This is a genomic window from Pseudomonas cannabina (assembly GCF_900100365.1).
GTDB classification, from domain to species: domain Bacteria; phylum Pseudomonadota; class Gammaproteobacteria; order Pseudomonadales; family Pseudomonadaceae; genus Aquipseudomonas; species Aquipseudomonas cannabina.
The window spans coordinates 3922900-3948311 of the sequence record NZ_FNKU01000001.1 but is presented as its reverse complement, the minus strand read 5'-3'; the positions used below and the strand labels follow the sequence as shown (position 1 = coordinate 3948311).

Sequence of the window (25412 nt, the reverse complement as noted above, 5' to 3'; positions counted from 1 at the left end):
GTGATCCATGATCTGATTTTAGGGAAGCCTTGGAGCGCCTTTACCACCTGCTCATTCGGCCTAATCCTTCTAAGAAACGCTGGAGGTAGCTCTCACTGCCATAGGCAAAGCCGGCAGCAAGCAAGGGCGCGTTGAACTCCGGCGTAGAGTATTCCTGAGCAAAGCGCGAGATTGTCTCCGAGTGCCACGACAGACGACCCATCGCGATGTTTCGAAATTGACTCTGCTGGATTCGATTATTGAGCTCTTCTTCATTGACGCCGTTCGTTTGAGCGAAGAACAGCAGGTTCAGAAACTCGAAACGCTCGTACAGCAGCTCGGGATCCTGCACTCCGGCGAACGAGGGTGCCCATTTGCAGGTAATGAGGCTGGCCAGGCGATTGGATAGCGGTGTACGGGCGTTGCTCTGATCCTCTAAGGTTTTCCAGTGCGCCAGCAGCCCGTTGCCGGCCTCTAAATAGAACGGTGACAACTCATAACCAATCAATCCTGGTTGCTCACGGCGGTTAATGACGGTTGAATTGAGCAGGGTATATAGAACGTCAAGGCGATTTGCACGGGTCAGGCCCAGTGAATAGCCAAGAACGACCAACGCAGCTGGGTAGTTCTTCAGGGCGAGCCAATGGGTATAGCCAGCCTGCTCCCTATGAGCTTCTGCATATAGTCCTTTAACGGCATCCAGTACGAGACTCAGCTCATCACCTGTGCCCCATCGACCTAGCACTGAAGCAAGGCGTGCGATTGGTTCTGCAATAGCCTCGTACTCTGGAACCCAATCACTGAACGCCTGGGTTCTCACATCACCCTGTCCTGCAAATAGAGGTACAAAATCAGCAATACTCTGTCGAGTTTGAGCCGTGACTAGGTCGTCGAGCTGGATTCTGTGTTCAGGCCGGTCCATGAAGCGTTTTGCCATGGCGATCATCAGCTCGACGCTCGCCGGATTGGGCTGGCGGGATTTTTGAATGGTCTCAAGCTTCAGGTTAAGGGCATCGAAGAACGTATCCGCATCAGTCCCACTAACCACCGAAGCGCGGCGTCGTGCGACCAACTCTTGGCCGCGCTCAGACACACCTCCTCGGGCGAGCCAGTAGGTTGGGTAGCGTCGGGAAGGGGCGCGTAGAAACGCGGCCCTCAAGGCGTGATCCCATTCTCCTGACCAGCCGGCGACGATCAACCCGAACTCATCGATTATGCGGTCGAGCAGAGTGTTGAATTCAGTGGGGTAGTCGCCCAGTTCAACATCCGTATTTAGAATCCGGGCGTCCTTGTAATCGCCATGGATTTTGAGGATGAAGCACTGGGAATGGGCGAGCGGTTCTGCTCCTGCCAGGGTGTCGACCGAACTCACGATAGTGGGCTCGATGCCGGCATCACGCAGTGCGTTTTCCATCAGCCTGTCGAAGTTGGTGGTCACAATGACCCGCACGTGTCCAGCACGCACCATTTCTGCGATAGCTCGATGAGCCCTGGTGGGTACTTTTAAACCGTCCTCCAGCTCTTGGGCTGTAGGCTCAAGGAAGCTCTGCACAATGGCTCTGCGTTCGCTCTGCGTGCCCGCTAAGGTCTCCAGCAGAGTGGAATAGTTAGGCTGCTCTCCTGTCTGACCTAGATACCAAGCATACCAATCCTCTTGCTCGCCGACACCTGAGGCAATACCGGCACGTTTGACTAGCTCCATGGTGATCTCCCAGCCGGTTGGAATACCGGCGGCGCGGGATACTCCTGAGCCTAGGAGTAACGCGTACACTCCCTTGTTCTCATATACAGAGAATGCAAGCTGGGTAGTGGGGTCATTGGCGATCATGGGCATAGAGTCTTCCTTGTAATCGGGGTAGCAACGTATGTCACGAAGTTGCCAGCCCTGTTCTGGGTGGGGGCATTCTAGCCAAAGGCCATCACTTGTGTAGTGATCGTACCTATCGAATTCGAATAAGCTTCCGGGCATCCCTTCTTGCGCAACTAAGCGGGTTGCCACCGATGCGGCAACAACTCCCCGATTCCATTTGCCCGCTGCGTCGACCAGCGGCTGCAATTGCACACCGCAAACGCCGACCCAACTGGCGAGCGTTGAGCGAGGTATCGCAAGACCGGCCCGACCGAAGATTTGCTCCTGGCGGTACAGCGGTAAATGATCGGCGTATTTCGCGATCATCACCTGGGCCATCAGCCCGGCAGTCGGGATGTCTTTGTCGATGACCTGTGCCGGTATGCGTGTTTGCCGTTCGCTTACATCGCGAAGATTAGGTTTTGAATCCTCTGTGATTTTCGCGCGCGCGAAAATGAGGAGATCTTTCGAAAGTAGATACAGCAAATCGCTCTGTGACGGCTATCAATTTCTAGCCCCCGTTAGCGGGTTGTAACCTTGGGCCGCACATCTGGCTCTTGTCATGATGCTGGCCGTACATTCTCTTTGTTTCGCCTCGGCTGCAGCTTCCGATTGGCGTTTTGCCGCAGCTAGTCGGCGCTCTGAATCTTGCTCTGCTCGGCGTGTAGCCTCGGCAGCTACGCTGGCTTGGCGATCAGTGTCCCGTTGGCGTTGGATAGATAGACGCTGTACTTTCTGTTGCTCACGTTCCGCCTGCAGCTCTGCTTGTCGGGCGTCTCTCTCTGCCTGACGTGCCTGATTCTGAGCTTCCAACTTTGCCTGTTGTTTCTGCTTTTCTGCGTTTCGCTCTGCTTTACGGATTGCGCTGCTGAGCTCGTCAATGGGAGCTTTAGGCTTGGGCTGCTGCCGCTCGTACAGCTGTTCTCCACCGTCATAATCGGAAGCTTGCTCTGCTGCTGGCCCGGGCACGCCTGCCTTGTCGCCGTTCAGTTGCACATCCAGGCGATGAACCATGCTCTCTGTCTGGGCCTGGAGCTGGAATCCTTCCTGCAGTACAGGCAGCGCATCAAGCAATCCGTCTGAAAGCCTTTGGTACTCAAATCGTGAGGGGCGTTTAACCTCAAGAGCATCGAGATATCTTTTCCCTTCAGCGCTCAGCGGTATCTGCAGTTTCGTTAACCCTTTAAATGGCGAAGCTGCGATCACTTGTTGAGCCTGATCGTATTGTTCTTGCTGCACTACCGCTTTCTGAAGTATCTGCTCCTTACTCAAGGGCTTGACCAAGGACAGCTGGGCTTGAAGTTCAGTCGTTTGTGCGGTCGCCACTTGTCGCAGCCATTCAGGTTGGTCTGCCATCAAGCCCTGGAGGCGTGAGAGTGCTGCCTGTGTGTGTTGCGCCGATTGGTCGATCAACTGGTTCACGGCTTCAATGCGTTGAATCGCTTCGTCCGCTTTCATCGCAGGGTACCGGTAACCATAAACGAATGCGGCCAATAGCAGAGCCAAGGCTAGCAAGGTCGCCGGGGAAGTTGACCCTGGCCAATACCAATGGCCCTCCGCTTCACGCATCAACGGCATATAGATTTCGGTAGTTTTCATGCTGCATCCCCCGTTTGTTTCGGATACAGGCGGATCACATCACGGCGTTGGATTCGTCCGCGGTTGATGACTGCGATAGCGGTACCTGGTATGGCCAAGAGGGTGTCGATCTCATCGGGCGAGATGAGTGGGGATAGCTCTAGCTGGAGTGCTGGTCGCGGTGGTGCCTGATTTGGATCATCAGGCACCACCATTCCATCCAGCCAGTTCATAGCTTTGGGAGTCCACTGACGATGCCAGAGTCCTATCGCATAAGATAGCCGTGGCGCGCCGAAGCGATTCTGGCGATGCAGCGTGGTCGACTGCATTGCTTGACCAGTACCAGAGTTAGCGTACAGACCAAAATCGCTGGCGGCGTCAGGTAGCCCCTGAAAGCTCTGTGTCGAAGCCTTCCATACATTACCGACCCGCTTGGAAACGTAGCTGTTTGAGTCATCTGTACGGGGGGCTAAGGCTATGATGCTGGCAAGGTTGCCGAGCATCTGTACCGCGCCGTCGCGCTCCAAGCGCTTATACAAACCGTCGACGTTTTGTGTCGCAAACATCAGATACAGCCCTAGGCTGCGTGCGACCGGAACAGTTTCCAGATCCGCTTTGGTCAACAGGTTCTGAACCTCGTCAGCGGCGAGCAGAACAGGCCTATGGCCTTCCAAGCCCTGCCAGGTGTCGCCGCGTTTTTTCACCGCATCGTAGACTCTGCGCATGCATATAGCTGAGATGGCCACCCCGCCAATGCCATATTCCGATTCTGGTAGCAGAAGCCCAATTTTCTGACCGGTCATCACATTTTCAACTCTGAACTCAGTGTCAGTTGTGTTGACCCACGGACCAAGCTTCTCTTGAAGCAGGATGTTGCCCAGCCAGGTTCGAAGCATGTTGCTGATACAGCCGGCAGTCTTCTCCGGAAAATCGGGGTACTCCAGCAGCCAGTAATGAGCTGCGGCAAGCAGGCGGCCATTACCGTCAATTTCGTTAGAAATAGGATCGAGCCAGTCCGCGCGCTCTTGGTGGCTGGCTAAGCAGAACTGTTGGATCTGCGTCAGCGTGTATGGCAGGTTGTGATGGGCTTCTACCAAGATCGCCGCCATGCGCAGCATGAGGCGTGCAGAGTCACGCCAGAATGTATCCCCTTTTCCGTCGTCGCATACGTCGGGGAGCACATCAGCCAATGCATCTGGCGTCATACCAGAAATTGGATTGAACGGGCCGTGATCCGGGCTGATGAGTGTGTATCCTTCTGTTCCGTCAAATTCGAGGGGCAGTGCTCCTTTGCCATCGAGTACTAGAAGCCCCCCTAGATCGCCATCAATCCATTGTTTGGTAAGGGGGCGAATGACGCCGGAGGTTTTACCTGTGCCGCTAGCTCCTAATACGCCGACGTGGGTAGCCAAGTCCGTTACTGACAGGCCGAACGGGATGCCGGCCTCAGTAGGCGATAGTGGGTCACGTCGTTGCGCTAGGAGACCAGTACTGGTTCCAAGGTGGATAAACGGAGAGCCATCCTTTTTGGCGTTTCGGATCTGCTCAGTACGTGCCTCCTCAAGATGCTGGAAGTACGCCCGTCCGACCTTGTCGACTAATAGCTCCGTACCACTTTCACGCACTGCTTGATCGAGCAGCATTGCGCGAACCTTAAGTGGAGATTTGGCCGTGAAGGTGAGATAGATCGCGAAAGCCCACATCCCGATAACGTAGACCCAGTTAATCACTTGTGCGTCCAGCCGAACAAAAGCATCCAGGTGCTCTCGATAGGACGCTGAGAGCCCAAAAATTATTAGCAGTGGGATGATCACGACCTTCAGTGCGAAGAAGAGTACGGACGAATCTTTTTCCTGCTGCCCAGATCTGGATTGCTCGTGATCGCGAGGAATCCAGAACGCCATTTTTTGCCAGACCAAAAGGGAGAAATAATCCAAGACCGCAAGCATGGGCGATGAGGTCGCGAGGACTGGAGATAGCATGACTAAGCCCATCAGCACGAGCACAGCCTTAGTGATCATCCACTCTGCGCGAACGGCTGAAAACTCGAGGTCAGTAGCTAGTACTTGCCCCGCTACAGATTGGCCGTCGGAATCAGTTACCAATAGTCGGGCACGGTCTTTCAGATCGAGCGGAGTTTCTGGCTCTAAATCACGAATGACGCAGCGACTGATTACGCTTTTCACTGAGTCGATTTCATCCTGACGCACTGGCATTTTTGGCAGGAATAACTGGGCAATCAGTGGACCGAATATTGTTGCGGAACAACACAGAAAAAAGCTGAGCCAGACGGTGCCTGTCAGCACCAAGGGAATAAGCTTGTCGCTTGTTGTAGTGCCAGCTGCATTCACCAGCATGTAAGTAATTAGCAGCCCAGCCATCATCAGCATTGGGACGACTAGCCAGGTTCGCTTTGCCCAGATACGTTGAGCGAGAAACACACCTATTTGTGACAGCGAGAGCCGCTGGGCCATTCTTTCGATTTGGTCATCTGATAAGCCGTCATGCTCATTATCAGTACCTGCAATCCAATATACTTGCGGGTCTAGGACATCCTCATATTTTCGACCAATGACTGCTCGCATCATTTTTTGCTCTCGATGTAAAAGCCAGTGCCTTACCTTCGATACAGGATCATCAAAAAATTTACTTTTCGCTAAGGAGACGCTGAACAATTAACCCGTTCGCACCGTCCCCATTTCCAAGCCGGTTTTTTTCAACCTGCCGGCCTTATTTTACGTTTCTCGAGCAGATTTCTGCCCTCATTTTGCTGAAAGGCGGGCCAGTCCCGCCTTTCAGACGGATTTATCCTGCCGTCTGTTGTAAATACCGCTTGGCCAGCATCAGATTGGCCAACCCAAACAAACTGAACAACTGCGCTGTATTCTTTTCCAGCCCACGGTAGCGAACCTTGCGATGATTGAAGCGCACCTTGATTACCTGGAAGGGGTGCTCGACCTTGGCACGCAGTTGCGCCTTGGCATATTCAATTTTGCGCTTGACCCGATACAGCACGCTGCCTTCGCCGTGCTGCTTGTAACTGCTTGGCCGTTCTGCAATCGACCAGATAACGTCCCGTTCAGCATGCTCCGGTCGCTTGGCCGCACCGGTGTATCCAGCGTCACCCGAAACATAGGTTTCGTCACCGTGAAGCAACTGGCCAACCTGGGTGACATCCGCCACGTTAGCGGCCGTCCCTACTACGCTGTGCACCAGCCCCGACGTGGCGTCTACACCAATGTGGGCCTTCATCCCAAAGTGCCATTGATTGCCTTTCCTGGCCTGATGCATCTCAGGATCACGCTTGCCTTCTCGGTTCTTGACCGAGGGCGGCGCGGCGATCAGAGTAGCGTCGACGATAGTGCCTTCCTTGAGCAGCAGCCCCCGGCTGGCCAGATGCTGGTTAATCGTTTCAAACAGCAGCCGGGTTAGCTGATGGACTTCCAGCAAGCGGCGAAAACGCAGCAAGGTGGTGGCATCCGGTGCAGACTCGCGACCCAGGTCGATACCCATAAAACCGCGGATGGCCTGGCTGTCGTAGACGGCATCTTCGCAACCTTCATCGGAGAAACCGAAACACTGCTGCACGACGTACATGCGCAACATGCGCGACACCCCTATCGCAGGGCGTCCGCGCTTGCCTGCGGTGTTGCTATAAAACGGCGCCACTTGCGCCTCCAGCAGGGCCCAGGGCACCAACTGTTCAAGGTCAGCCAGGAAGCGATCTCGGCGAGTCTGCTTTTTCTTGCCGGTATATTCGAGTTCGGAGAAGGTCTTCTGCACGCGCGTAACGCTCACGGAGAGGGAGGCTGTTGAAGGAACTTAGTGTGCCAAGGGTGGGGACAGTTGGCTATTTTTGCAGCGCCTCCCTAAGGAGACGCTGATTTATTCTAAAACCCAGCTGTTGCCCCCAGATAAATCAAGGCCTCCAGAGCGTTGCAGGGACGAAAAATCGAATAAATCAGCGCCTCCCTAGGTTTATTGACGTGTGGACGGGGCGCTACTCAGCTTTTTCTGGGTCGTTCCCGACTTGCCATAAGTGCATCTCCTGTTCTTTTCCAGTCGACTCGCACTGCATCGGTTACGGCCGTTTCTTCAATTGCCACAAGGGCGCCCAAGAGCTCACCACGATCCAAAAGAGGACTTCCTGTCTTTGTATCAACCAAGCCTGCCAGTATGAGCAGTCCGGCTGCTTGATAAAGCTCGCGGTCCCTGGCTTTACGTGCAGATTCTTTTTCTGCATTAACAATACGAGCTACATCGCTTCTGGCCTTCTGTGCCTTGGCTTCTGCCCACTCGGCCTTGATGAGAAAACTGAGTTTTCGCTCCTCGTCATTTGTTCGAGAGGTTTTTTCTAAAAGCATCAGGAGTAATCGCTGTTGATCACTTGGTGATTTCAGATTTTTTATGTGAAGAATCCTATCGCTAAGCCATTTATCTTTCATTTCGCTTAATTACGCTAAGTTTGCTTTTAGGGTTCTAATTATAACTATTATATGTTTGATGTGCGCGCGAACTGCTTTATCCTTCCAGTATTGGAAGGCGCGCTTAGTTGTTTCTTCGTTCCTCAGAAACAGCGCGCCCTGCCGGGGGCAGAAGCGAAAATCAAAAGCAGAATTTTCGCGGGCGCGAAAAAAAAAGCGTAGTGCCAAGGCATATTTTCGCGGGCGCGAAAATTTAGACGCATGAGGTAATCCGCAGATGGCTATTGGCCGTTTAAGCATGAAGGTGGGAAAGGTCGGGAAGGCTGGGCCACATGCGGCCTATATCGCCCGTGAAGGTAAGTACGCCGCGCGGCTAGATCGAAACGAAAAACTGGAGGCGACCGAGTCCGGGAACATGCCGGCTTGGGCTCAGCATTGTCCCCAAGAGTTTTGGAATGCCGCCGACGCGAATGAGCGAAAAAATGGCACTACTTATCGCGAGATGGAAATAGCGTTGCCTCGTGAGCTTTCACCACAGCAGCGCATTGACCTAGTACATGACTTTGTACGCCAGGAAATAGGAACGCGCCACGCGTATCAGTGGGCAATTCACTCGCCGAAAGCAGCCGACGGCAACGAGCAGCCTCATCTGCATTTGATGTTCAGTGAGAGGCAGTGTGATGGCTATACACGTGATCCTGAGCAGTACTTCAAACGTTACAACTCCAAAAATCCAGCTAATGGTGGCGCTCGTAAAGGCTATGGCCCAAGTGCTGGACTCACACTGAGTGCGACGGAACGCAAGACGGAGTTACGTCAGTTGCGCTATCGCTGGGAGACAAGCTGCAATACGCATCTGCAACGAGCGGGGTCTGCAAAGAGGATCGATATGCGCAGCCATGCCGAAAGAAATACTGGGTTAACCCCAGAACGGAAATATTTGCCGAGCGAGTGGAGAGATCCATTGCTACGCGCAAAGGTGATCGACTTCCGACAGGCCCGAGCAGCGCTTTCCCGATCTCGTGATGATTTACGGCGCGAAGTTCCGAGCGTTGGGGCTGAGATTATTAGCCTTGAGAAAGAGCGTGAGCGACGAACCCACGTGCAAAAAAACTCGGGCGGTAGCCCGCAACAGACCATCATTGCGGCCGGTCCGGTCGAGAGGCAAAGCGACATGTCAAATACTTCCAATCGTACTTCTACTGATAAAAAAAGAGCTGAGCGAATGAGTAGAGAAGAGGCTGGACGAATCGCTACCGGGCTCTCCCAAAAAAATGAGCGCCGCGAGAATCTTGAAACCATGCGACAGATCGACAAAATCCCGCAGTCGGAAAAGTCAGCTCAAGAGTTGCGAGCTCAAAAAGAACGATCAGACCAAGAGAAGAACATCCGCGATCAGGTCCGTAGGATGGAGCAAGCGCGAAGCGATGAAGGAGATCGCTTGATTAACCAACTGAAGCGGGAGAGGGAGGAGGGAAGTGCCTGCGTACCTAGCGCGATGGAGCAGATGAACGCCCAGTCGGCGCGCAGTGGAAAGGCACTAGATCGCGGCAATGTACATGGTCATAACGTTTCCAGCATTGAGCAAATGCGAGCCAGGGCAATGGAGCGAGGTCACTTCAAGGATCAGGCGCTAAAGCCCGAACACGACCGTCCCAGTGTGTCTAAAACGCTTGACCAGATTAGGTCCGACGCCGAGACACGTCGTCTTGCGAAAGAGCAGAATTCCAATGAGGCGGACATCGAACGCTGACGGGATTTGGCTATCACATCTCTAGCTGTTGCCGCACCTTGGGCGGTAGCCACTCCAATTCAGGAAGATTGATTTCCTCGAGGGCCTGCAGCATGGCTTCCAACTTGCGCCGATGCCTCTGGAGTGCATCTTCGAGGGATTCTTTTGGTAGCGTGCTAAATTCACAAAGCTCTGAATCATCGAAAATTCCTCGCCAAATGGCAAGGCTGAGCGGGGTTTTGTCCAGGGTTATGAAATAGTCGCGCCAGTAGCTGGACTGCTCGATAGATACGTTCGTCATGTGTTTTTGCCATCCCGGATTTTTTTGCGCATCTCTTCCAAATCGCTCAGGGCGTTAGTTTGAAAGCGACCGATCAGAAGCTTGCTTAACTGCACCTGTGGAACGCACGCCAGTCGTGCAGCGTCACCAAGTGACAGCCCTTTTTCCTCGATGAGTCGGATTATTGAGGAGACCGTTTGTGCTTTGACCAGCATTTCCTCCGCTTCTGGGTCGCTAAGATCAGTGTATACGTAGCCGCGACCTGCTTCGACCTCAATCATTGTGGCCTCCAAGCTGTATTAGGATGATTAAAAAGGATTAAGGGGGCGTGCATTATCTGCGCAGCCCTCAAGGGACACGGCTTGTAGCCAGTTAGGCCTGTGGGTAACTTATCCAGTGCTACGGTATTTGCTAGCCGGCGCTACGGTATTTTCTAGCCAATGCTACGGTACATCTATCCAACGCTACGGTACTATTGTTTGCTCTCATAGCCGCTGGCTTTCCTCGCAATATGCCTGGCTTGGCTACTGGTTGGGGTTTTTGTGACATACACGTTGCCACTGCTGATTTCGTAGCTAAACGTCTGTCCATGCAGATTGCTCGCGTCCTTAAGCGCGTCCAATGCTCTTCGAAGATTCTGTTCACGGCTGGACGCAGAGCTATTGATGCTGCTTGCCATCATCATCAGTGTGCCAATTGATACAGGGTAGGGCTCAGCATGGGTGGAGAAATACCCATGTAGCCACTGTGCTAGCGGTTTAGAGTTCAAAGTCCTGCGGACGGACCAATCGATGTGGGTGAAGTCATTTGGCCCGAATAGGTTAGAGAGCTCAAGGTTCAGCGTGATAACCAGCTTCTGCTCCTGATCGTTTCTATGGATCGAGTCAATCAGACCTCCCGTATAGGAATGACACTTTGCACTTATCTCGAGCGTGCCTGCTGCCAGCCGGAACAAACGCTTGTAGAGAGTTTTCCTATTACTCCCGGCATCCGTCTTCCCTTGTAGTTTCAGAAGCTCGTATGCGCTGGTTTTAAACGATGTCCCCATCTGCTTTTGGCGAGCGATATGCAACAACGTGATCCAGACATCTAAATCGCCCTGGTCCAACCGTGGTCCCGAATATCTCATTTGCGTAGGCCTCTGAGTGTAAATTTCAGCGCGCTGTAGGAAGGCGTTGCTAGCGGAGCGACTGGACCCGAAAAGCGCAGACCGGAGAGTGACATTGGGTACGCCTCTCACTTCGTCTGGCCAGCTTGTCAGCACCTTTTCAGACCGGACCGGTTCTAGTGATACCACCGTCGGAGTAGGTGGGAGCCTGGAAGCCCGTTCCACTAGTCGCGATAGTTTGGTCACTGCGGACACAGGCTAGTCTTACGCTTCGTCGATAAAGCGAGCTATGCCAGCTACGCGGAAATAGACGCGCCGACCAATTTTGATCCTGCAGGGTTTCAAGTTTCGGGCGATTTCGTTGTCCCCCGATAATGTGATGCGCAAACCCTCAGGGCTGCGATGAAGGATCTCTGCGACTTGCGATAGTGAGAGTAGGGGAGAGCCCCCGTTGCTGGTCAGAATTAGCTCTTCGGTTGTCATGTTTCTTTGCCTACAGTGAGTAACGTAGGTAGAACATTACGAGTAATTACGTCTAGAATGAGGCGAATGTTTTTAACTTCTAGGTTGACATGGCGCGCCTTGGTTATCTGACGAATTTGCTCAACATCTACGATCACGATCCTCGTTGTTCAGTCCAGTTTGCTGCTGGCTACAGAGCGGTGTTAGGCCGGCTTAACGCATCCTCAAGCCTAACCTCCAGGCGCTATCCCATCTGGCCTTTGGTGAGGGCGAATTTGGATGCGCCGTTTGATCAATGCCTAGCTGGCTACGAGGGCGAGTGGGCCAAGAGTTTGCTGACTGGTGCTCGGCTGTCGGAAATGGCCCATACCTCACCTCCATTTTATGCAGCTCCTTACGTTGCGAGCGCTGAGGCAGGTGGAGGCGCTCAGATGGCTGATATTCTGGCTCGCGATGTTATATCCGATAGACCAAAAAATATGCCGGAGATCGACTGGCAGCTCCAGAACTTGGATCGCTGGGACTCAAATATTGAGTTCGCCATTCGTAGTTTGCTTAGCCCGAACGGGGCGCCGTTCGAGGGTGCGGAATCGCTTTGCGGGGCTTTGGAATCTATACGTGACTTGTTTCGATTGATGCGCCACTTCAGACCCCTGCGTACAAAGGCATTGAGAGACTTTGATGCCGCTATAGATGACCGGACCCGTCCACAGGATGGCGGTTACTGTGAGCTTTGTTGGCGTGTAAGCATTCGGTCCAACAGACTGCAGGAGCTTGTAGCTCAGCAGCGTTACGAGGTGGGCGAAATTGTCCGTTCAGGTCAGTGTCAGCTCTCTGCTGAAGAACAGGACGCCAGACTAGCAGACGCTTGGATGCTGGAAAGCAGCCTCAAGCTTTCTCCATCCAGTACTTTGATATCGAAAGCAGAGGCTGCAAAGCTACGCGTCGTATTCGAGCGGTTTCGTATCGAGAAAATCGTGGCGGGGAACCTAAGCTACCGGTACTGCGCCGTACACAAGCCCGGATCGGCTAAATACCATGCCGACTTACGCTACAAGGTTGCGTTTCATAATCATCTATCTGCACTCGGCAGGTCGGGAAGATCTGAGTTTGCGTTCAATTTTCTGCCTCCCAGCTCCCCTGATATCCAGGAAATAAGAAAGCTCGCCTATGACCAGGTGCACTCAGGCTTGCACGTTGTGACGACAGGTAAGCCCTCATCACTTGGGCTACGCGAAAAAGTTTGGCTCATGCACGAAGAGGGCATCAGCCAATCAGAGATGGCGAGGCGATTGGGAATATCGCGTCAGGCGATATCAAAAGCCAAGAAAAGCCTAGAGTTATTGATGAATACACACCATGCAGGCAGCTACATCAACCCGCTAACCGGCGAGGCGCAGGTTCCAGAACCAATTAGAAAGGCGATAAGGGATGCCGCCATGAAAGGGCTATCGATCACGGTAATCGCTAAGGAAGTGGGTCTTAGCAAAGGTACAGTTGACGGACTGGTACGTCTGATGGGGATCTCTGAGCATGCGAAATCAAAGTGCTAGCCGCTTTTGTCCCGGCGGATTTTCAGCCGGGGCAAAAGCGGCTGATGCTTTGCTTAGTGACGATGGTGTCGGGCCACGTGCGTAATTGCATTGACCACTCATTTGCACGGCCACCGACCAGTAAATTGCATTCGTGTTGAGCGAAAATTTGCATCCGATCTGATCAACGCACAGCGTATTGACGACTGGCGAAGATCGACCAAAAACAGCGTCTCACCAGTAGCTAGGGAGACGCTGATTTATTCTAAAACCCAGCTGTTGCCCCCAGATAAATCAAGGCCTCCAGAGCGTTGCAGGGACGAAAAATCGAATAAATCAGCGCCTCCCTAGTAGCTAAAATCGCGGTTGCTGGGGCCATCGTGTCCCAGTACTTACAGAGATTTTTATGTGTTACTGTCTTATCGGCACTCTGAATTAAATTCATTTAGTATTATGGAAAAGATTGATATAAATCGGATTTTTACTTCTGCCAGCATCCGTCCAATCAACATTGAGCAGGGATAAGGTAATCTGAACCAGCACAAATAGAAACACCATTATCGAGTAGCGCCGCATCCAAATTAAGTTTTTTACTTGCAGCTTCCCATTATTCAAGTCCCGACGCCTTTCTACATCCTTCCGAAAAGAAGACACGTGGGACCGAATTGCACGTATTCTATCGCGATTAAACTTGCGATATCTTTCTTCACACCAGTGCAACCCCTCTTCAACAGCAGTCAATCTTTCCTCAATTACGTTCAGTTCAACTCCTGCATCAAGCAATTTTTTTAGATCGCGCTCTTCTTTTTTATTGTGGCTTAAAAAGACAGGGCTTACTTTGCTCGTGCATCGCTGGAAGCGTGAGTATATTTCCGCCAGGATTGCTGTATAGGTGTAATTATCAGTAATCCCAATTGACTTAAAATCATAGCGGCGATAGCTTTCAGTATCTAAGCTCACTTGGCTCTTCAAAAAAAATGCATCTACTCCAAATTGGCTTGGAATGTAGTTTTCTATGTACTCCTCTGATGTGTCTTCGCTCAATGGGCTGATTAAAAAACGGCCTCTGTGACGTTCAATTACTACAATAGAAGTGCTGGCCTCGTCGCTTTCCGATAGTGAAAGCTCATCAAAATAAGAGCCTGTACCCTCTCTGAAAAAATCGGCAACCAACGAAAACTCATCAACTTTCCTTTTTACACCCCAAGCTTCTAGCATCGCTTCGACCGCTTGCTTAGCCTCACCTACTACTTCATTTGCCTTTCTGTATAAGAATTTTTCAATTACAGACCTTCTGTCGTGATGTTCAGTTATTGCAAATCTTGGGGAGAACGGGTTGAACGATTGAAATACTTTGTATCGACTAATGTGGCGAACGTCGACGTCAGAAACTAGCGACTTGACAGAGTCATCAAGCTTCACATAAAGAGAGATATAGCAAGCCCCGTTTTTCAACCTCAGAAGACTTATGTAGCAGCTTTTAGGAAGTTGAGGTGCAATACTTATGCTCCCCACTGAGAATATCGTTGGGCGATCGAAAGACACGAAGCCTAAGTTGTTGTAACTGGCACCAATCAAATTCTTGCTCTTTATACCCTCTTCGTGTGTCGAACTGTAATTTCCTCCTGCGCGTGGTTGGCCACTCATCCACTTGTGGACTTTTCCTAAGGAGACGCTGATTTATTCTAAAACCCAGCTGTTGCCCCCAGATAAATCAAGGCCTCCAGAGCGTTGCAGGGACGAAAAATCGAATAAATCAGCGCCTCCCTAAATCCTCGCTTCCAATTTCCGCAACAAAGCTTATACCTTTCCAAGAAACACGGCCTTCAAAAATGCTGGCAGTTTTAATCCGATTCTCTTCGTTATAAATCTCACGCATCACCTCGCTATCTTGCTTGCCATAATTCTGTCCGAGAAATCGCAAAAGTCTCGGCACAAGCCAAGGGAACTTGGAAGAAAATACCAAAACCCAATGCGTCAGCTTTATTTTCATTGCAAGCATGACCAGCTCCCCGTTCAATATTAGCTCATCCCAAGCATCGCACTTTATTCTATCCTTTCGGCCGACTCCGACCTAAAGCACTGCGTACGATTTTTTGATTCCTCAATGCCTTTCATTTATAGAACTGCACTACAACTCCATCTATCAAATCGTCAAAAGTTATTATCTCTAAGCCCTGATGATCTGACATGATTTCCCGCCATACATCAGACTCAAAATCGCTTCTGCGTCCTACGACGAGCCATCTGCGAGGCTTGTGAACTTTAAATCCATACTTTTCTTCAAACCATCTTCGATTGTTCGGATCATCAAAGTAGGTAGCGTACACCCTGGTCTGAGAAATATATGAATTTAGCCACGAAGAAAATGTTTCTCTGTTTTGACCGCCGACAATGAAGCCTTTGTCAATTTCGGGAAGTTTGAATTCGACAATGTCTGCGTAACCGTTGGGCTGCAGAACAAAAAAATCTGGTCTTATAGCATTCCTTTTTTCGCTCTGCCATTCGCAAATCAATTCAGAAAACACATCCTTTGCTCCAAATTTCATTGTTAGTATAAATTTATTTTCTTCTTTAGATAAGTGAGAAGTTATATGAGGCTCCGTGCTTTTGGAACTCCCCCATACTTCGATGAATCTATTTATTTTCGGTAGCTGAATATATTTGTAGTCATCCGGCATAGGGTAAGAGTAGTGAGCATCATACTCTACAAGTTTTCTAATTTCCTCTAGATTGAAGCCGATGCGATCAAATTTTTCATCGCTACTATCAAAATGGATAGGGAAGAAATCTAGCCACTTTATATGTCTGGTCCTCAATCCAGAGTCGTCAGCGTCGAAAAACATTCCGTTTACGATTCTGGTAAATTGCCCTTTCATAGGTTCTGGGCTTGGTACGTTAAAACCCATAATGCTATTTTGAGCTGCAAAGTTCCATTTCAACTCTGTGAGTTTTTCCCAACCTTTATTTGTCGGGAAGACTAGGTCCTCACTGAATGGTGGCAAGGGCATTGAAGATACACGACTTGCGGTCGAGTCATATTCAAAACCAATGATTTTTTCGAAAAGATTGCACTTTTTCACCGAGTAATCATGATATCTCAGGTTCAGTAACCCGTCAGAATTCAGCTTCTCAGCAATCTCAGATCCTATGTACTCTACAGCGATGTGAGTTTGGCCAATGTATACAACAATTTCCTCAGGTTTTAATAGGAAACCAGGGGCTGTTTTGATGAGATTCGGATTTTGTTGTACGTATTGCCAAAGCGGGCCCAGATAATTATTCATCACCTCTTGCATAAAGGCCATTGTTATTTTTTTCGCTGGAGAAGCTGTTTTCTCTTCTTCGTTCATTTGTATAAAGCCTGAATTATGACTAGCACAAAATAACGACCATAAAGCGGTAAATTATAAACGCTACTTATGTTATATAAAATTCTGCCCATTCCCAACTCCTTGTCTGGACTCAATGCTTGTGCAAGAACGCCAAGCAGATTATAGGCAATTCGACTTGGATGGCGAGCACATTACGAAGTCATGAGGATCTCTACCATCTGCTTTTTACCGTTAGTTGCCCTCCCCGAAGGCGGTTTTGGGTCGTTCTCTGTCGGTCATGGCAATACAGATGACTGCTCGCGTCGAATGCGAACGGGTTGCCAAGCCGATGCAATTACTCAATTTAGGAGTTTCTTGTCTCCAGCTTATCCAATTTGCCTACCAGATCCTCTGCTCGTAGATGCGTGTAGCGCTTGAGCATCTGCATCGACTTATGCCCGCTGATGGCAGAAACCTCCTGGTCAGAAAGGCCACCCTCTACCAACCGGCTGACTGCTTCATGACGAAGGTCATGAAAGCGTAGGTCAGGCATTCCTAGCTTGGTCTTCAGCTTGCCCCATGTCTTGGTAAAGGCATACGCGCTGCGCTTATCGTCTTTGCCAGGCTCCCCAAAAAACACTAGATCGCAATCGATTGGGCGAATAGGGTTGCTCATCGCCAATTGGAACGTGTCGGTGGCTAGCCGGGTCAGCGGCACAGTGCGGGCGCTATCGTTCTTAGTGTCAGAGAGGCGCACCACGCGCTTTTTCAGATCGACTTGATGTCGGCGCAACGATGTTATCTCCGACGAGCGCATGCCGGTCTCCAAGGCGATTCGAACAATCCAGCCAAGCATCGGATTGCTGTGCGCATTCACTGCGGCCAGTAACCGGCGTTCCTCTTCGGCAGAAAGGCGTCGATCTCTACCTTGGCCGGGGCTTGGCTTGCGGATGTTCAGCACTGGGTTGAAACTTAACCCCAAACCCCACTCCTGGATTGCCACGGTGTACAGGTGGCTCAGAAGGGCAAGTTCCAAGCGCACAGTGTTGTTGCTTGTTGGCTTGCCGCGATGCGTGATCGAGGCTAGGCGCGAATCTCGGTAATTGGCGATGATTTCTGCAGAAAGCGCTGCCATTGAGTACTTCCCCAAATGGCTGATCAGCTGTTTGGCCTTGGTTGCCTCCGCGCGCTGAGTCGTCGGTTTCTTCGTTGGGCTGATCTCTGCCAGGTAGCGTTTTAATGCCATGGCCAGAGTCATGCGTTCGGACCCACTTCTCTGGATGTACACGCCTCTGACCATTTCATCTTCTGTGCGACGGGCCCAGTCTTCGGCATCACGCTTGGTGCGAAAGGTCTTCGCGTTGGCGGGCCAGCCGGTTTTCCGCACCAGGGCTTTCCAAGTGCCAGCGTCTGTTTTGACGATGGTGGCCATTTTATTTCTGCTCCAAAAACGTACCGTTGTCTTGGCACTGTACTGATTTTGTACCTGTGGACCATAGGACTGGTCCAGCTGTTTTTCTCGCAGACTGCAAAAAGCCGCGAAATGCGCGGCTTTGGATGTGGTGGGCCCACACGGACTCGAACCGTGGACCAAAGGATTATGAGTCCTCTGCTCTAACCAACTGAGCTATGGGCCCTCAGTAGGTCGCGGATTATAACGGTGGTTTCACGGCTGTGCTATCCGAAACGTCCGAAAGATTCATAAGAAGAAACCTCGCGCTGAATTCTTCGGCGGGGAGGGGGAGGCTGGTGAGGTAGCCTTGCATCTGTTCGCAGCCTTCGCTGGCGAGGAATTGTTGCTGCTCGCGGGTTTCGACGCCTTCAGCGATCACGGTCAGTTGCAGGCTTCGGCCCAGTGCGATGATGGCGCGGACAATGGCGGCGTCGTGGGTGTCGTCGGGCAGGCCCCGGACAAAGGATTGGTCGATCTTGAGAATGTCCAGTGGCAGGCGTTTGAGGTAGCTCAGCGATGAGTAGCCGGTGCCGAAGTCGTCGATGGCCAGTTGCACGCCGAGGGTCTTAAGTTTGTGCAGCACGGCCAGTGCTTCCTGCGTCTGGCTCATGATGAAGTTTTCAGTGATTTCCAGTTGCAGGCAGCCGGGCACCAGGCCGTTGTCGGCGAGCAGTGTTTCGATGTGTTCGACCAGATTTGGCTGGCGCAGCTGGGCGCCTGCGAGGTTGACCGACAGGGGGCCGAAGGGCTGACGGGTTTTGCGCCATTTGCCCATTTGCCGGCAAGCCTGCTCCAGCACCCAGTCGCCGATTTGCAGGATCATGCCGTTCTCTTCGGCCAGCGGGATGAAGTTTTCCGGGGGCACGTCGCCGAAGGTCGGGTGGCTCCAGCGAATCAGTGCTTCGGCACCGACCAGCGCTTGGGTCAACAGGCAGATCTTGGGCTGATAGGCCAGGCTGAACTGGTTGCGGTCCAGTGCGCGCCTCAGTTCCTGCTCCAGCGCAATGCGTTCGCTGGCCTGGACGGTCAGGTCGCGGGTGTAGCTTTCGACCCGGTTGCGGCCCTTGGCTTTGGACCGATACATGGCGGCGTCGGCGTTTTTGACCAGCGTCGCGACGTCGGTGCCGTCGTCAGGGAACAGGCAACTGCCGATGCTCGGGCTGATGAACAGTTCGTGCTCACCGGCTTCGAAGGGAGCGTTGAAGCAGGCCAGCAGTTTGTTGGCGATGGTCAGGGCGTCGCTGGGTTGCAGCAGGCCGGGCAGCAAAGCGATGAACTCGTCACCGCCGACCCGCGCGACGGTGTCGATGTCCCGCAGGCTCTCCTTGAGGCGATGAGCGATGCCTTTCAGCAGCAGATCGCCGACCGGATGACCGAGGCTGTCATTGATGTGCTTGAAGCGGTCCAGATCAAGGAACAGCACTGCGCCAAGGCCGCCGGACTCTTCGCAGTGCAATAGCGCTGACTGGAGGCGATTCTCGAACAGGGTTCGATTGGGCAGGCCGGTGAGTGGGTCGTGATGCGCCTGGTAGTCGAGTCGTGCCTGCGCTTGCTTAAGGCTGGAGATATCGGCGAATACGGCAACGAAATGCGTCAGCAGGCCGTCTTTGCTGCGCACGGCGCTGATGGTCAGCCAGCTCGGGTAAAGCTCGCCATCCTTGCGTCGGTTACTGATCTCGCCCTGCCAGTGACCTTCGGCGGTCAGTTGGTGCCACATCGACGCGTAGAATGCGCTGTCATGCTGACCTGAGGCGAGCAGGCGAGGCGTCAGGCCGATAGCGTCGCTCTCGCCGTAGCCGGTGATTTCAGTGAACGCGCGGTTGACCGCCGTGATGCGCTGGTCGGTGTCGGTGATCAGCACCCCTTCGGCGGTGCTTTCGAAGACGGTTGCTGCCAGATGCAGTTTTTCCTGCATTTGCTGGTGCTGGGTAATGTCCCGCGTGATTGTCAGCACGCAGTCCTCACCTGCGATCACCAGCGGCTGCGATGACACTTCGCATATCCGGATATTACCGCTGGCGTCGCGAAGCCGGGTTCTGAAATCCCGCACCTGGCCGTGGCTTTTAAGCCGTTCAATCATTGTGTGGCGATCATTCAGGTCAGCCCACACGCCGAGGTCGAACGTTGAGTGCTCAAGGCAGTGCTGCTCGCTGTAGCCGGTAATGCGACAGAACCCTTCATTGACCTCCAGCAGCATTCCGTCTTTTTGGCGGGTGATCGACAGCCCGTCAGGCGTGGCATGGAAGGCGTTGGCGAACTTTTCTTCGGAGAGCTGCAATTGCTGCTGGGCTTGTTTGAGCTGGGTAATGTCGCGAACGATCACCAGTAGTGCGGGCGTTGCGCCCATGTCGAAAGGCTGGGCGGACATGAGGCCGGAAAAAGTCTGACCGTTTTTGCGTCGAAAAGGTATTTCCAGATTATGGATATCACCGTTTTGCAGTTGCACCAGAATGTTTGGCCCCATGCCGGGCACTGCCCAGAGATCCAGTTCAGTGGGGGTTTTGCCGATGGCTTCATCCACCGCGATACCTGTCTGCTCCACGAATGCCTCGTTGGCATTCAGGATATGCCCGTCGACAAGACTGGCGATGATCATCGCGTCCGGGCACTGAGCAAAAACCGAGGCAAACTTGCCTTCGGACAGGCGCAGTGCATCCCGGTCACTGATATTGATCGTTACTCCTCGCATAGGTGGCTCAGGTACGTGTCTGACCATCGCTGATGTAACAGGACCTTGGCAGCAAGCCACTGGCCAAGGGTTAATCCTAAAGTATCGTGTCTGTTGTGATACATAGTTGTAGGTCAATTACTCCGGGCCTGCAATCCGACCGACGTCTGGCAGTCCGAAATCGATCAGATTTGCGTCTGGTTTGTAATGACTGTGGACCGAAAAATGCAAAACCCCCGGCATGCCGGGGGTTTTGTTGACTCGCAGATGCGATTACTCGTCGAGGAACGAGCGCAGGTGCTCGCTTCGGGTCGGGTGACGCAGTTTACGCAGTGCTTTGGCTTCGATCTGACGAATCCGCTCACGCGTTACGTCGAACTGTTTACCCACCTCTTCAAGCGTGTGGTCGGTGTTCATGTCGATGCCGAAACGCATACGCAGAACCTTGGCTTCACGGGCGGTGAGGCCCGACAGCACTTCGCGTGTCGCTTCTTTCAGGCTTTCAACAGTGGCAACATCGATTGGCGACTGCATGGTCGAGTCTTCGATGAAGTCACCCAAGTGCGAATCTTCGTCATCGCCGATCGGGGTTTCCATGGAGATCGGCTCTTTGGCGATCTTCAGTACCTTGCGGATTTTATCCTCAGGCATTTCCATGCGTTCGCCCAGCTCTTCCGGGGTCGGTTCGCGACCCATTTCCTGCAACATCTGCCGGGAAATACGGTTGAGCTTGTTGATCGTCTCGATCATGTGCACCGGAATACGGATGGTGCGTGCCTGGTCGGCGATCGAGCGAGTGATCGCCTGACGGATCCACCAGGTGGCGTATGTCGAGAACTTGTAACCGCGACGGTATTCGAACTTGTCCACAGCCTTCATTAAGCCGATGTTGCCTTCCTGGATCAGATCGAGGAATTGCAGGCCACGGTTGGTGTACTTCTTGGCAATGGAGATCACCAGACGCAAGTTCGCTTCAACCATCTCTTTCTTCGCGCGGCGGGCCTTGGCCTCACCGATCGACATGCGACGGTTGATGTCCTTGATCTCGGCTATTTTCAGGCCGGTATCTTCTTCCAGTGCCGACAGCTTCTGCTGGCAACGCTGGATATCAGGCTGCAGGCGGGCAATGGCTTCAGCGTATTTGCTTTTGCCTTTGGCCAGGGCGTCAGTCCAGCTTTCGTCAACTTCGTGGCCCGGGAACTGGCGCAGAAAGTCGGCGCGCGGCATACGTGCATCACGTACACACAGCTGCATAATGGCGCGTTCCTGAGCGCGAAGACGCTCAAGAGCACCGCGAACACGCTCGACCAGACCTTCAAACTGCTTTGGAACCAGTTTGATCGGCATGAACAGTTCGGCGAGGGCCACCATTTCGGCAATGGCGTGCTTGTCGTCGCGACCGAATTTCTTCAACGCCTTGCGGGTGATTTCCATTTGATCGGAAACGGCACCAAAGCGCTGCTGGGCAATGACCGGATCGGGGCCGCTTTCGACCTCTTCCTCGTCATCGGTGGCCTCTGCCGTTTCTTCTTCTTCGTCATCGCCTTCAGCCTTGGCGGCTTTAGGGTCGACAGGCGGAGGCACTTCGGCAGGCGGCGCAATGCCGTCATCCGGGTCGATGTAACCGCTCAGAACGTCGGAGAGACGACCGCCTTCGCTCGTGACGCGTGTGTATTCGGAGAGGATATGGTCAACCGTGCCAGGGAAGTGCGCGATTGCGCCCATCACTTCACGGATGCCTTCTTCGATACGTTTGGCGATTTCGATCTCGCCTTCACGGGTCAGGAGTTCAACGGTGCCCATTTCCCGCATATACATGCGAACGGGATCGGTGGTACGCCCGATGTCGGTCTCGACCGCTGCCAACGCTGCAGCCGCTTCTTCTGCGGCTGCCTCGTCGGTATCGGCGTCGGCCAGCATCAAGGCGTCCGCATCCGGAGCACTCTCGTGTACCGGGATCCCCATGTCGTTGATCATGCGGATGATGTCTTCCACCTGCTCAGGATCTGAAATATCCTCGGGCAGGTGGTCGTTGACCTCTGCGTAAGTCAGATACTTCTGCTCACGACCCAGGGTGATCAACTCTTTGATACGAGACTGCTGTTGCGCTTTTCCGGACATAACACCCTATCCACTGAAGGTCTTGGCGGGCAAAAAACAAGCCGAGGATTATACCCGAGCTATGACCTCACGCGCCAGTTGAGGTCGGGGTTTGTACGGGAACATTGCGATTTAGCAGTTCCCGAAGCTGAATTTTCTCTTCTGGGCTCAGCTCGGTTTGACGAGCTTTGCTGATCAGATGTTCCAGACTGCGCTCGCGTTGGCGAGCGGATAGACTAGTTATAGTGTCGAAAAACTGTTGTTCAAGGTTGTCGGCTTCAATCAGCCATTCCTTTTCGGCCAGGGCGCGCAGCAAGCGACCCTGCTCCGTCCCGTGCCAACGTGCTATCAACTGTAACGACCGCAGGCTGGGATTCTTTTGCCTGGCTTCGATCAACGCCACCAGCAATTGTGCGTTTGACTGGTCTTCTGCGGCGAAGTGGCTGGCATTTTCGACCTTTTCGGCCAGTTCCGGGTGGTGCAGCAAGGTTCTCAGGGCGGCCTGCATCGGCGGTTCGACGGCGGTCGGTACACGCGGCGTCCGGGGTTCGAAGTCCTGACGCTTGCCTTTTTTGCCCCAGGACTTGTTGTCCCATTTCTTTTGATTCGGACCGCCGGTTTTCTTCGGTGTCCATTCCTGCTGGGCTTCGTAACCGCCTTGTGGCTGATAATCGGCGAAGTCAGGCGCAGCGTCGTAATCGACATACGGGTTGTAGCTGGGCGGTGCCTCCGCCGGGGCGCTCTGCACCAGTTGACTGACCGCCTCGCCGGTAAGGCCGGTGATTTCACTCAGGCGCTGACGCATCAGCGTGCGCAGGTTCGCGCCGGGGACTTTATCGATCAGCGGAGCCGCGAGGGTGGCCATGTGCGCTTTGCCTTCCAGCGAGCGCGGGTCAGACTCTTTGGTCAGTTGCTCGAAGAAGTAATCGGCGAGCGGCTGCGCGTGCTGATTAATGCGCGCCTTGAACGCGTCAGTGCCTTCGGAGCGCACCAGCGTGTCCGGGTCTTCGCCTTCCGGGAGGAACAAAAAGCGAGCCCGCCGGCCGTCCTGCAGGTTGGACAGCGTGGCCTCGAGCGCCCGCCAGGCCGCGTTGCGTCCGGCCTGATCGCCGTCGAAGCAGAACAGCACGTTGGGCACGACCCGGAACAGCCGTTTCAAATGTTCTTCACTGGTGGCCGTGCCCAGTGTCGCCACCGCGTTGCGCAGGCCTTGCTGGGCGAGGGCGATGACGTCCATGTAGCCTTCAACCACGATGATCTCGTCAAGGTTGCGATTGAATTTGCGCGCCTCGAAAAGCCCGTACAGCTCCTGGCCCTTGTGAAACACCGGGGTTTCCGGAGAGTTCAGGTACTTGGGCTTGTCGTCGCCGAGCACGCGACCGCCAAAGGCGATGATGCGCCCGCGTGAATCGCGGATCGGAAACATCACCCGGTCGCGAAAACGATCATAGCGTTTGCCGGTTTCTGCGTTTTCGATCAGCAAGCCGGCGTCGATCATGACTTTCTGCTGCAAGGCGTCACTGCTCAGGTGCTTGTACAGGTTGTCCCAGCCCGGCGGTGCGAAGCCGAGGCCAAAGTCCCGGGCAATTTCGCCCGACAAACCGCGCCCTTTGAGGTAATCCACTGCCGCCTTGCGCGCCGGATGGCTTTTCAGGGCCTGACGATAGAATTCGTCGGCGGCGTTCAGCAATGGATAGAGCGGGGAGTCGGTCGGCTGGCGTGGCTTCTGGCCTTTCACGCCCTGTTCGCGGGGCACTTCCATGCCGGCGGCTTTGGCCAGGTCTTCGACGGCCTGAGGGAAATCCAGGTTGTCGTGGTCCATGATGAAGCCAAGCGCGTTACCGCCTGCGCCGCAGCCAAAGCAGTAATAGAACTGTTTGTCCGGGCTGACGCTGAAAGAGGGGGTTTTCTCTTTGTGGAACGGACAGCACGCGCTGTAGTTCTTCCCGGCTTTCTTGAGCTGCACGCGCGAGCTGACAACATCGACAATGTCGGTGCGGTTCAGAAGGTCGTCGATAAAGCTCTGGGGAATCAGCCCGGCCATGGCGTTCTCGTCATTCAAGCGTGTCACAAAAATATCGGATGACTCTACGAGTCTTCCGTCAGCCTGTCAGCCGTCTTTTATGCGACGACAGCAATACGCGGGCACGTCTTTGCATCCGCAGGTCGGCGCTGAAATCAGGAGAGGGTGAGTGCGTGATGGTCGAGTTGATCATCGGGCCGTGGCCTTTGATGTTCATCTGATATCAAACGAGACGCTGCCTTGGCTGAGCTTCTTGCGAAGTCATCAAGGCATACTCGTCTTGTTCACGGGTCGTCTTGTTGCCCGGGTGGGCATGACCAGTGTTGCCTGCAAGCAGGCCGGACGTGCTTGACTAAACATCCGGGTCGCATGTGCGGTCTGGAAATCTGTCAATTTAGCTAGCGCGAAGCTCTCGCTGCTATACAGCTTTAACAGTGCTGCAACTGCCGACAGCCCAGCTGGTTGGCTGGGCAAGGCAGAAACTTGCGACGAAGGTCTGTAAGTTAATACAGACGAACGGCGCGGCGCTGTTCGCGCTGGACTTTCTTGGCGTGGCGTTTGACAGCAGCTGCTGCCTTGCGCTTACGCTCCGAAGTCGGCTTCTCGTAAAATTCGCGGCTACGAACTTCAGCCAGAACACCGGCTTTTTCGCAGGAGCGCTTGAAACGACGCAGAGCTACGTCGAAGGGTTCGTTCTCTTTAACTTTGACGGCTGGCATCCAGAGCTACCTTCATTCATTACCGGGGTCAACGCTTCGTGCAAACACTGCACAAAAGTACGTCGGTTTTTAAGGGTTGCGGATGTTAACCCCTCATTGAGAGGAATGCAAAGCCTCTGATCGAAAACCGCTGGTCGGCACCTCGGGCGGCGACTATTATGCGCGCCTTAAAATCTGCCCCCTACAAGGCG

General features: G+C 53.3%; 19 protein-coding genes, 1 tRNA gene and 1 pseudogene. 2 read left to right on the top strand and 19 right to left on the bottom strand.

Features of this window, described 5'->3' with window-relative positions; translation table 11 throughout:
• Positions 1-40: 40 nt before the first annotated feature.
• The 6 genes and pseudogenes from BLT55_RS18655 to BLT55_RS18625 all read right to left on the bottom strand — a co-directional run bounded on the left by BLT55_RS18655 (position 41) and on the right by BLT55_RS18625 (position 7851).
• Positions 41-1948, bottom strand: a complete 1908-nt coding sequence (locus BLT55_RS18655) for an SIR2 family protein (protein ID WP_425262113.1) — start codon at positions 1946-1948, stop codon at positions 41-43.
• 66 nt (positions 1949-2014) lie between these two features.
• A pseudogene (locus tag BLT55_RS34805) lies at positions 2015-2221 on the bottom strand (IS66 family transposase); the annotation flags it as partial.
• A 111-nt stretch (positions 2222-2332) separates the two neighbouring features.
• Complete coding sequence (locus BLT55_RS18645; protein ID WP_055001503.1) at positions 2333-3427, bottom strand: flotillin family protein; 1095 nt, start codon at positions 3425-3427, stop codon at positions 2333-2335.
• Positions 3424-6081 (bottom strand): type IV secretory system conjugative DNA transfer family protein, encoded by a 2658-nt coding sequence (locus BLT55_RS31050; RefSeq protein ID WP_139206406.1) that lies wholly within the window; start codon positions 6079-6081, stop codon positions 3424-3426. Before BLT55_RS31050 ends, BLT55_RS18645 begins: the two co-directional genes overlap by 4 nt.
• A gap of 130 nt (positions 6082-6211) precedes the next feature.
• Positions 6212-7189 (bottom strand): IS5 family transposase, encoded by a 978-nt coding sequence (locus tag BLT55_RS18630; RefSeq protein WP_007247761.1) that lies wholly within the window; start codon positions 7187-7189, stop codon positions 6212-6214.
• Between the two features lie 221 nt (positions 7190-7410).
• On the bottom strand, positions 7411-7851 hold the full coding sequence (locus BLT55_RS18625; RefSeq protein WP_054998856.1) for a conjugal transfer protein TraD: 441 nt from the start codon (positions 7849-7851) through the stop codon (positions 7411-7413).
• 256 nt (positions 7852-8107) lie between these two features.
• Here BLT55_RS18625 and BLT55_RS18620 point away from each other — a divergent pair, with 256 nt between their 5' ends.
• A complete protein-coding gene (locus BLT55_RS18620) occupies positions 8108-9583 on the top strand; it encodes a MobA/MobL family protein (RefSeq protein WP_104442804.1) in 1476 nt (491 codons plus the stop codon).
• Between the two features lie 13 nt (positions 9584-9596).
• Here BLT55_RS18620 and BLT55_RS18615 read toward each other — a convergent pair whose 3' ends face one another.
• The 4 genes from BLT55_RS18615 to BLT55_RS34010 form a co-directional block, all read right to left on the bottom strand.
• Positions 9597-9863, bottom strand: a complete 267-nt coding sequence (locus tag BLT55_RS18615) for a hypothetical protein (RefSeq protein WP_054998857.1) — start codon at positions 9861-9863, stop codon at positions 9597-9599.
• Positions 9860-10123 (bottom strand): XRE family transcriptional regulator, encoded by a 264-nt coding sequence (locus BLT55_RS18610; protein WP_054998858.1) that lies wholly within the window; start codon positions 10121-10123, stop codon positions 9860-9862. The genes BLT55_RS18615 and BLT55_RS18610 overlap by 4 nt, the downstream gene beginning before the upstream one ends.
• Before the next feature lie 191 nt (positions 10124-10314).
• Positions 10315-11106 carry a plasmid replication initiator TrfA gene (trfA, locus tag BLT55_RS18605; protein WP_223862747.1) on the bottom strand — a complete coding sequence of 264 codons (792 nt, stop codon included), beginning with the start codon at positions 11104-11106 and terminating at the stop codon, positions 10315-10317.
• Positions 11107-11214: 108 nt separating this feature from the next.
• A complete protein-coding gene (locus BLT55_RS34010) occupies positions 11215-11433 on the bottom strand; it encodes a hypothetical protein (RefSeq protein ID WP_054998860.1) in 219 nt (72 codons plus the stop codon).
• Between the two features lie 410 nt (positions 11434-11843).
• On the opposite strand from BLT55_RS34010, the gene BLT55_RS18595 reads away from it, so the two are divergent.
• Positions 11844-12965 carry a MarR family transcriptional regulator gene (locus tag BLT55_RS18595; RefSeq protein ID WP_223862746.1) on the top strand — a complete coding sequence of 374 codons (1122 nt, stop codon included), beginning with the start codon at positions 11844-11846 and terminating at the stop codon, positions 12963-12965.
• Positions 12966-13385: 420 nt separating this feature from the next.
• On the opposite strand, the gene BLT55_RS18590 is transcribed toward BLT55_RS18595, so the two are convergent.
• The 9 genes from BLT55_RS18590 to rpsU form a co-directional block, all read right to left on the bottom strand.
• A complete protein-coding gene (locus BLT55_RS18590) occupies positions 13386-14522 on the bottom strand; it encodes a hypothetical protein (RefSeq protein WP_054998861.1) in 1137 nt (378 codons plus the stop codon).
• A gap of 178 nt (positions 14523-14700) precedes the next feature.
• On the bottom strand, positions 14701-14946 hold the full coding sequence (locus BLT55_RS18585) for a hypothetical protein (protein WP_139206404.1): 246 nt from the start codon (positions 14944-14946) through the stop codon (positions 14701-14703).
• A 112-nt stretch (positions 14947-15058) separates the two neighbouring features.
• Complete coding sequence (locus BLT55_RS18580) at positions 15059-16297, bottom strand: Shedu anti-phage system protein SduA domain-containing protein (RefSeq protein ID WP_054998863.1); 1239 nt, start codon at positions 16295-16297, stop codon at positions 15059-15061.
• A 325-nt stretch (positions 16298-16622) separates the two neighbouring features.
• The gene (locus BLT55_RS18575; RefSeq protein ID WP_054998864.1) at positions 16623-17690 is read right to left on the bottom strand and encodes a site-specific integrase; all 1068 of its coding nucleotides are present in this window, start codon (positions 17688-17690) and stop codon (positions 16623-16625) included.
• A gap of 128 nt (positions 17691-17818) precedes the next feature.
• Positions 17819-17895: transfer RNA gene (locus tag BLT55_RS18570), tRNA-Ile, on the bottom strand.
• Positions 17896-17910: 15 nt separating this feature from the next.
• Complete coding sequence (locus tag BLT55_RS18565; protein WP_054998865.1) at positions 17911-20400, bottom strand: sensor domain-containing protein; 2490 nt, start codon at positions 20398-20400, stop codon at positions 17911-17913.
• 252 nt (positions 20401-20652) lie between these two features.
• Complete coding sequence (gene rpoD / locus BLT55_RS18560; protein ID WP_054998866.1) at positions 20653-22500, bottom strand: RNA polymerase sigma factor RpoD; 1848 nt, start codon at positions 22498-22500, stop codon at positions 20653-20655.
• Positions 22501-22567: 67 nt separating this feature from the next.
• Complete coding sequence (dnaG, locus tag BLT55_RS18555) at positions 22568-24523, bottom strand: DNA primase (protein WP_054998867.1); 1956 nt, start codon at positions 24521-24523, stop codon at positions 22568-22570.
• 482 nt (positions 24524-25005) lie between these two features.
• The gene (gene rpsU / locus BLT55_RS18550) at positions 25006-25221 is read right to left on the bottom strand and encodes a 30S ribosomal protein S21 (RefSeq protein WP_002551877.1); all 216 of its coding nucleotides are present in this window, start codon (positions 25219-25221) and stop codon (positions 25006-25008) included.
• Positions 25222-25412 lie beyond the last annotated feature (191 nt).

Bases quoted from the DNA above. Each gene is read 5' to 3' on its own strand.
- BLT55_RS18655 (WP_425262113.1), bottom strand. From the start codon at position 1,948: ATGCCCGGAAGCTTATTCGAATTCGATAGGTACGATCACTACACAAGT.
- BLT55_RS18645 (WP_055001503.1), bottom strand. From the start codon at position 3,427: ATGAAAACTACCGAAATCTATATGCCGTTGATGCGTGAAGCGGAGGGC.
- BLT55_RS18625 (WP_054998856.1), bottom strand. From the start codon at position 7,851: ATGAAAGATAAATGGCTTAGCGATAGGATTCTTCACATAAAAAATCTG.
- BLT55_RS18620 (WP_104442804.1), top strand. From the start codon at position 8,108: ATGGCTATTGGCCGTTTAAGCATGAAGGTGGGAAAGGTCGGGAAGGCT.
- BLT55_RS18615 (WP_054998857.1), bottom strand. From the start codon at position 9,863: ATGACGAACGTATCTATCGAGCAGTCCAGCTACTGGCGCGACTATTTC.
- BLT55_RS18610 (WP_054998858.1), bottom strand. From the start codon at position 10,123: ATGATTGAGGTCGAAGCAGGTCGCGGCTACGTATACACTGATCTTAGC.
- BLT55_RS34010 (WP_054998860.1), bottom strand. From the start codon at position 11,433: ATGACAACCGAAGAGCTAATTCTGACCAGCAACGGGGGCTCTCCCCTA.
- BLT55_RS18595 (WP_223862746.1), top strand. From the start codon at position 11,844: ATGGCTGATATTCTGGCTCGCGATGTTATATCCGATAGACCAAAAAAT.
- BLT55_RS18585 (WP_139206404.1), bottom strand. From the start codon at position 14,946: ATGCTTGCAATGAAAATAAAGCTGACGCATTGGGTTTTGGTATTTTCT.
- BLT55_RS18580 (WP_054998863.1), bottom strand. From the start codon at position 16,297: ATGAACGAAGAAGAGAAAACAGCTTCTCCAGCGAAAAAAATAACAATG.
- BLT55_RS18575 (WP_054998864.1), bottom strand. From the start codon at position 17,690: ATGGCCACCATCGTCAAAACAGACGCTGGCACTTGGAAAGCCCTGGTG.
- BLT55_RS18565 (WP_054998865.1), bottom strand. From the start codon at position 20,400: ATGCGAGGAGTAACGATCAATATCAGTGACCGGGATGCACTGCGCCTG.
- rpoD (WP_054998866.1), bottom strand. From the start codon at position 22,500: ATGTCCGGAAAAGCGCAACAGCAGTCTCGTATCAAAGAGTTGATCACC.
- dnaG (WP_054998867.1), bottom strand. From the start codon at position 24,523: ATGGCCGGGCTGATTCCCCAGAGCTTTATCGACGACCTTCTGAACCGC.
- rpsU (WP_002551877.1), bottom strand. From the start codon at position 25,221: ATGCCAGCCGTCAAAGTTAAAGAGAACGAACCCTTCGACGTAGCTCTG.